Origin of the sequence: Saccharopolyspora terrae (genome assembly GCF_004348435.1) — a bacterium.
GTDB lineage: Bacteria > Actinomycetota > Actinomycetes > Mycobacteriales > Pseudonocardiaceae > Saccharopolyspora > Saccharopolyspora endophytica.
Window position 1 is genome coordinate 23940 of the sequence record NZ_SMKS01000069.1, and the last position, 6427, is coordinate 30366.

Sequence of the window (6427 nt, forward strand, 5' to 3'; positions counted from 1 at the left end):
CGACGCTGGGGGCGTGGTCCCGGCGAACGGGATCACGCCCCCAGCTGCTACCGCTGTGCGGTTCGGGCTCAGATGAGGCCGAGCTTGCTCACGGTGTCGCGCTCCTCGGAGAGCTCGGCGACCGAGGCGTCGATGCGCTCGCGGGAGAACTCGTCGATCTCCAGGCCCTGGACGATCTCGAACTTGCCGTCGCGGGCGGTGACCGGGAACGACGAGATCAGGCCCTCCGGGACGCCGTAGGAGCCGTCGGAGACGACACCGGCGGAGGTCCAGTCACCCTCGGGGGTGCCGTTGACCCAGGTGTGGACGTGGTCGATGGCGGCGTTGGCGGCCGAGGCGGCCGAGGAGGCGCCGCGGGCGTCGATGATGGCCGCACCGCGCTTGGCCACGGTCGGGATGAACTCGTCGGCCAGCCAGGACTGCTCGACCTGCTCGGCGGCGATCTTGCCGCCGACCTCGGCGTGGAAGAGGTCGGGGTACTGGGTGGCGGAGTGGTTGCCCCAGATCGTCAGCTTGCGGATGTCGGTGACCGACACGCCCAGCTTCTGCGCGAGCTGGGTCTGGGCGCGATTGTGGTCCAGGCGGGTCATGGCGGTGAAGCGCTCGGCCGGCACGTCCGGGGCGTGGGCCTGGGCGATCAGCGCGTTGGTGTTGGCCGGGTTGCCGACCACCAGGACGCGCACGTCGTCGGCGGCGCCGGCGTTGATGGCCTCGCCCTGGGGCTTGAAGATGCCGCCGTTGGCCTCGAGCAGGTCACCGCGCTCCATGCCCTTGGCGCGGGGGCGGGCACCGACCAGCAGCGCGACGTTGGTGCCGTCGAAGGCGGTGCGCGCGTCGTCGGTGATGTCGATGCTCTCAAGCAGCGGGAAGGCGCAGTCGTCGAGCTCCATCGCGGTGCCCTCGGCAGCCTTGACCGCCTGCGGGATCTCCAGCAGCCGAAGCTTGATCGGGGTCTCGGCGTCGATGAGCTGGCCGGAGGCGATCCGGAACAGCAACGCGTAGCCGATCTGACCGGCCGCACCGGTGACGGTCACGGTGACGGGAGCTTTGGTCATGAGGTCTCGTTCTCCTGCTCGACGGGTGGTGTTTGCTCTGCTGGGGATGCTATCCCCAGCGCCGCGGGGCTGTGGGAGACCGGTCAGGGATCACAGCGCGGGCGTTGCGGGACCGATTCAGCGCGCGAGATCCGCACCACACGTGGGGTGGCCGCGGGTGTGGGATTGGCTGTTTTCCACCCGTGGCGTGGTGCCTAGCGTCGTCGGAGAGGCCGGTGACGACGGGGGTGCGGTGTGGTCGGTGGTGCGGCGGTGGCCGGGATCGCGGTGGTGGCGCTGGGGCTGGTGCTCACGCCGGGGCCGAACATGGCCTACCTGGTGTCGCGGACGTTGACGCAGGGGCGGCGCGCGGGTGCGGTGTCGTTGTGCGGTGTGGCGGCGGGTTTCGCGGTCTACGCCGCGGCGGCGGCCGCCGGTCTGTCCACGGTGTTCGTGCTGGTGCCCGCCCTGTACTCGGCGGTGCAGGTGGCCGGGGCGGGGTATCTGCTGTGGTTGGCGTGGAGGCAGCTGCGGCCGGGCGGGGTGTCGTTGTTCGAGCCCGCGCCGGTGCCGCGGGTGTCGGCGGGCAGGTTGTTCGCGATGGGGTTGCTGACGAATCTGCTCAACCCGAAGATCGCGGTGCTGTACGTGTCGTTGCTGCCGCAGTTCGTGGATCCGGCACGGGGTTCGGTGGCCGCGCAGTCGCTGGTGCTGGCGGGGGTGCAGATCGCGGTGGCGGTGTCGGTCAACGCGGTGATCGTGCTCGGCGCGGGCGGGGTGGCGCGGCTGCTGGCGGGGCGTCGGATGTGGGTGCGGGTGCAGCGGTGGGTGATGGGTGCGGTGCTGGCGGCGTTGGCGGTGCGGCTGCTGGGCGAGCGCTCCCGCGCACCCCTCTAGACCGACGGGTCAGGTCATGCGTTTGCCGCCGCCGGCGTAGAGGGTTTGCCCGGTCAGCCACCGGGCTTGGTGGGAGGCCAGGAACACCGCGATGTCGGCGATGTCGTCGGGGTGCCCGACCCGGCCCAACGGGCTGAACTCGGCGAAGCGGGTGCTCATGTCGCGGCTGATCCAGCCGGTCTGCACCGGTCCGGGGGCGATGATGTTGACGGTGATGCCGGCGGGCCCGAACTCCGCTGCGGCCGAGCGCGACAGCGATTCGAGGGCGTTCTTGGTGGCCCAGTAGGAGATCTCGCCGGGTGCGCCGTCGGCGGCGTCGGTGGAGAGGGTGATGATGCGTCCCCAGTCGGCGCGTCGCTGCTGGTGGCGGCGGTGGTGTTCGGCCATGAGCAGGGCGGGGGCGCGGGTGTTGACGGTGTGGTGGGCGTCGAGGCTCGCGGCGGTGACGGTGCTCGCGCCGCGGGCGCGGGTGAAGGTGTCGGGGTCGTTGTGGGCGGCGTTGTTGACCAGGATCTCCACCGGGCCCAGCTGCGCTTCGGCCTGGTCGTAGATGAGCGCCGGTGCGGCGGGGTCGGCCAGGTCGGCGGTGATGGCGTGGGCGGTGTGGCCGTCGGCGCGCAGCGCGGGGGTGAGGTGGTCGCTGCTGCCGGGCGGGTTGACCAGCAGCAGCCGGACCTGCTGGCGGGCCAGCGCTCGGGCGATGGCCGCACCGATGCCCAGGGCGTTGTCGGTGCCGGTGATGACGGCGACGCGGTCGCGCAGTCGCGGGTCGATCATGAGCTGATCATGGCCTGCCCCGCCACTCCCACTGGCGTCGGGGTGGTTCTAGGCTGTGTCAGCATGGCGGACGGTGAGGACGGGGTCGATCGGATCCAGGCGGCCTGGCAGCGGGAGCGGCCCGGCATGCCGGTGGCCTCGATCGGGGTGATCACGCGCATCTGGCGCATCGCCAAGCTCCTCGACGACGAGCGCCGCCGCACCGACGCGCGCGCCGGGATGGACGCGGCCACCCGGGATCTGCTGTCCACGCTGCGCCGCGCCGGCCCGCCCTACCGGCTGGCGGCCGGTGAGATCGCCCGCCAGTCGCTGGTCAGCGCGGGGGCGATCTCGCAGCGCGTGGCGCGGGCCGAGCAGCGCGGTCTGGTGCGCCGCGGCAGGGGCGGTGACGACGGGCGCAGCGTGCTGGTGGAGCTGACCGACACCGGTCACCGGCTCATCGAGGACCACGTCGACGATCTGCTGCACCACGAGGAGACGTTGCTGGATTCGCTGGATGCCGCCCAGCGCGAGCAGCTGACCGAGCTGCTGCGGGTGTTGCTGGGTGATCTCACCGAGCGCTTCGGCGCCGAGGACCGTCCTTAGTGGCCTTTGTGGGCGCCTCCGTTGACGTGCAGGGTTTGGCCGGTGAGGTGCCCGGCGCCGGGTGAGGCGAGGAAGGCGGCCAGGGCGGCGATGTCGTCGGGGCGGCCGGCGCGGCCGGTGTCGGTGTTGTCGATGAGGGTGCGGCGGCGGGTGTCGGTGAGGTGTCCGCGGAAGAACTCGGTGTCGTCGATGAGGCCGGGGGCGATGACGTTGGCGGTGATGCCGCGCGGGCCGAGTTCGGCGGCCAGCGCGCGGGTGTAGGCCTCGATGGCGGCTTTGGCGGCGCCGTAGGAGCCCGATCCCTGGGCGGCGGCGATCGAGCCGATGGTGATCACGCGTGCGCCGTCGGCCAGCCGGGGCGTCAGGGCGGTGGTGACGAGCACGGCGGTGAGCACGTTGGCGCGCAGGTTGGCCTGCCAGGATTCGGCGACCGCGGTGAGTCCCTCGGCGGCGGGGCGGTCGAAGTCGGTGTTGCCGCCGGCGTTGTTGACCAGCACGTCGATCGTCTCGGGCAGCCCGGCGGTGGCGGCGGTGACGTGGTCGGGGTCGGCGGCGTCGAAGGGCAGTGCTGTGGCGCCGAGGCGGTGGGCGGCCTCGGCCAGCGGGCCGGGGCGGCGGCCGGTGATGGTCACCGAGTCTCCGGCGCGGGTGAAGCTCTCGGCGATGGCGTAGCCGATTCCGGTGGCGCCTCCGGTGATGAGGATGTTTCGCCCCACGACACACTCCTTAAGGTCTAAAGTAGTTGGTTCACGGTAGCGCGACTCCGCAGCCACCGGCAACGGGTTTTCACCCGCATGCCGCCGAAAAACCGCTTGCCCGGCGCGAATGCGGCGTGTAGAGGTCAGTGAATGCTGCACGAGAGCGGTACCGGCGAGGTCGTGGCGCTGACCGGCCAGACCACGACGTTGCGCTACGCACCGCTGGCCGGGGCCCCGCGCATGGCCCGGCTCATCGCCGCCGAAGGCCCGGACGTGCTGGAACTGCTGCACAAGCGGCTGCCCGGCTGGAACGTGGTCACCGACCTCACCCACGGGCACCGGCTGCTGCGCGCGGGAGCCCGGCTGCGCCGCCACGCCCACACTATGCACCGCGACCTGCGCGCCGACCCGCCCCCGCAGGACTGGGCCGGGCTCCGGCCACCACCCCCGCTGCGGGTCACCGCCTGCGACCGCCCCGCCGAGGCCCTGCTGCCCGCCTGGCGGGAGGCCTACCCGCCGGGCCATCCCGATCACGTCACCGCCGACGACCGCACGCTGCGCACCGAACTGCTCCAGCCGCTGCTGTCGGGCCGGGTGCTGGGCCCGCTGCTGGAGGCCAGCGCCCTGGTCACCGACGGCGCGGGCACCGTCGTGGCCGGCCTGATCGCCAACGACCGCGCCGGAACCGCGTGGATCAGCGACGTCTTCCGCCGCCGCGCACCGGCCTACACCGGGCTGGGCGGGCTGCTGCTGCGCCGCGCGCTGTCGGGGGTGGCCGGCGAGTTCGCGCGGGTGGGGCTGGCGGTGACGGTCGGCAACCCGGCGCAGCGGCTCTACCGCACGCTGGGCTTCGAGATCACCGAGACGACCATGACCTTCGCCGTGCCGTGAACCGCGACCGGCTATAGTGGCGGTGTGACCGGCAGTTCTCATCTCGTCTGGTGGCGCTCCAGCTAGGAGCGGCCACCCACTGCGGTACACCCAGATCACCCGAGGGCCGTTCGACCGACGGCCCTTTTTTCGTGCGCGTGCGGCGCTCGTGCGGGTTTCGGCGGACGACGGCGCCGGGCCGACACGAGAGGACCACCCTGATGACCACGACCGTCGAGATCTCCCCCGCGGCGCGGCGCAGCGCCGAGCTCGAGGCCGAGATCACCGCCGATGCTTCCCGGTTCCGGATCCTCACCGGTGACCGGCCGACCGGGCCGCTGCACCTGGGCCACTACTTCGGCACCCTGCACAACCGGGTGCGGTTGCAGCGGCGGGGTGTGCGGCTGGGGTTGGTGATCGCCGACTACCAGGTGCTCACCGATCGCGACGTCGCCGACGACCTCGACTCGCACGTGCTGGGGTTGATCGCCGACTACCTCGCGGCCGGCATCGACCCGGACGAGGCGATGATCTTCACCCACAGCTCGGTGGCCGCGCTCAACCAGCTGCTGCTGCCGTTCCTGAGCCTGGTGACGGTGCCGGAGCTGCAGCGCAACCCGACGGTCAAGGACGAGATCGCCCACTCGCGGCAGGCGGGGGTGTCGGGGTTGATGTTCACCTACCCGGCGCACCAGGCGGCCGACATCCTGTTCTGCAAGGCCAACCTGGTTCCGGTGGGTTCCGATCAGCTGCCGCACCTGGAACTCACGCGCACGATCGCCCGCCGGTTCAACGACCACTACGGGCGGGTGTTCCCGGAGCCGGAGGCGTTGCTGAGCTCGGCGCCGCTGCTGCTGGGCACCGACGGGGTGAAGATGAGCAAGAGCCGCGGCAACGCGATCATGCTGGGCGCCACGGCTTCGGAGACCGCGCGGTTGATCCGGGGCGCCAAGACCGATGCGCAGCGCCACATCACCTACGAGCCGCAGGCGCGGCCGGAGGTGGCGAGCCTGGTGCTGCTGGGGGCGTTGTGCAGCGGTCAGGATCCCGTCGAGCTGGCCGAGGGCGTGGGTTCGGGTGGTGCGGCGGCGTTGAAGTCGGTGGTGACCGAGGCGGTGAACTCCCACTTCGCGCCGTTGCGCGCCGCCCGCGCCGAGCTGGCAGCCGATCCGGGGTACCTGCGCGGGGTGCTGGCGCGGGGCAACGCCCGCGCCCAGGAGCGCGCGGAGGCGACGTTGGCCGAGGTGCGGGAGGCGATGGGCACCGTCTACGGGGTGTCCAGGTAGGACAGTGCGAGCTCGGACAGGTGCAGTCCCGTGCCGGTGGTGTCGATGAGGCCGAGTTCGCGCAGTCGCCAGATGTCGGTCTTGGTGCGCGAGACGGGGCGTTGTTGTTCGGCGGCGAGGTCGGCGGGTGCCAGTCCGGGGCGGCGGCGCAGGGTGTCGAGGACGTGGCGGGTCCAGGGGCCGCGGGGTGTGGCCAGGTCGAGGCGGGCGAGCTGGGCTTGCAGGTCGCGCCGGCGGTGTTCGTCGAGCCCGCCGGGTCGCGGGCGGGCCGGGGTGGTGG

At 72.2% G+C, this 6427-nt stretch carries 7 protein-coding genes and 1 pseudogene; 4 read left to right on the forward strand and 4 right to left on the reverse strand.

The window, feature by feature from the left end; all coding sequences use genetic code 11:
- Positions 1 to 68: 68 nt before the first annotated feature.
- Positions 69 to 1055: a malate dehydrogenase gene (locus E1181_RS26430; RefSeq protein WP_132678844.1), complete on the reverse strand. Its 987-nt coding sequence runs from the start codon at positions 1053 to 1055 to the stop codon at positions 69 to 71.
- Positions 1056 to 1307: 252 nt separating this feature from the next.
- On the opposite strand from E1181_RS26430, the gene E1181_RS26435 reads away from it, so the two are divergent.
- Positions 1308 to 1931, forward strand: coding sequence for a LysE family translocator (locus E1181_RS26435; protein ID WP_235877058.1), 624 nt, complete (start codon positions 1308 to 1310; stop codon positions 1929 to 1931).
- Positions 1932 to 1940: 9 nt separating this feature from the next.
- Here E1181_RS26435 and E1181_RS26440 read toward each other — a convergent pair whose 3' ends face one another.
- Positions 1941 to 2708 carry an SDR family oxidoreductase gene (locus E1181_RS26440; protein ID WP_132678848.1) on the reverse strand — a complete coding sequence of 256 codons (768 nt, stop codon included), beginning with the start codon at positions 2706 to 2708 and terminating at the stop codon, positions 1941 to 1943.
- Between the two features lie 63 nt (positions 2709 to 2771).
- Between E1181_RS26440 and E1181_RS26445 the strand changes: the two genes are divergently transcribed.
- Positions 2772 to 3293 (forward strand): MarR family winged helix-turn-helix transcriptional regulator, encoded by a 522-nt coding sequence (locus E1181_RS26445; protein WP_132678850.1) that lies wholly within the window; start codon positions 2772 to 2774, stop codon positions 3291 to 3293.
- Here the strand turns inward: E1181_RS26445 and E1181_RS26450 are convergent.
- Positions 3290 to 4009, reverse strand: a complete 720-nt coding sequence (locus E1181_RS26450) for an SDR family NAD(P)-dependent oxidoreductase (protein WP_132678852.1) — start codon at positions 4007 to 4009, stop codon at positions 3290 to 3292. The genes E1181_RS26445 and E1181_RS26450 overlap by 4 nt on opposite strands.
- Positions 4010 to 4141: 132 nt before the next feature.
- On the opposite strand from E1181_RS26450, the gene E1181_RS26455 reads away from it, so the two are divergent.
- Both E1181_RS26455 and trpS read left to right on the forward strand, forming a co-directional pair.
- Entirely contained in the window at positions 4142 to 4882 is a 741-nt protein-coding gene (locus tag E1181_RS26455) for a GNAT family N-acetyltransferase (RefSeq protein WP_132678854.1), read from the forward strand.
- 200 nt (positions 4883 to 5082) lie between these two features.
- The gene (gene trpS / locus E1181_RS26460; RefSeq protein WP_132678856.1) at positions 5083 to 6147 is read left to right on the forward strand and encodes a tryptophan--tRNA ligase; all 1065 of its coding nucleotides are present in this window, start codon (positions 5083 to 5085) and stop codon (positions 6145 to 6147) included.
- Here trpS and E1181_RS31605 read toward each other — a convergent pair.
- Positions 6129 to 6427, reverse strand: a pseudogene (locus E1181_RS31605) (hypothetical protein); the annotation flags it as partial. The gene trpS and the pseudogene E1181_RS31605 sit on opposite strands and share 19 nt — an antisense overlap.